Source organism: Streptomyces sp. SID14478, assembly GCF_010548525.1.
Lineage (GTDB): Bacteria > Actinomycetota > Actinomycetes > Streptomycetales > Streptomycetaceae > Streptomyces.
Genome location: NZ_JAAGMG010000098.1, coordinates 1 through 223 on the forward strand (window position 1 = coordinate 1; position 223 = coordinate 223).

Annotated in this window: 1 protein-coding gene; it reads right to left on the bottom strand. The window is 75.3% G+C overall.

The window, feature by feature from the left end; translation table 11 throughout:
* Positions 1-223: NAD(P)H-hydrate epimerase (locus G3I40_RS03060; protein ID WP_275410121.1), on the bottom strand; the 223-nt coding region annotated here is incomplete at both ends.

Genomic DNA, 223 nt, shown 5'->3' on the forward strand with positions numbered 1-223 from the left:
GGGGAGCAGCGCCGCCACGTCGTCGTGCTGCAGCGCCTCCAGCCGACTGTCCCGCGGCGGCAGTTCGAGGCCGATGTCGCACAGGCGCAGCGCCCCCGCGTACGCGTGCGCCGGGTCGATCAGCAGACCCGGCTTGTACGTGCCGAACGTGACCGTCACGTCGGCCCGGACCGCGTCCCCGGCGACCTCGCCGGTGTCCGCGTCGACGCCGCTGGGCAGGTCC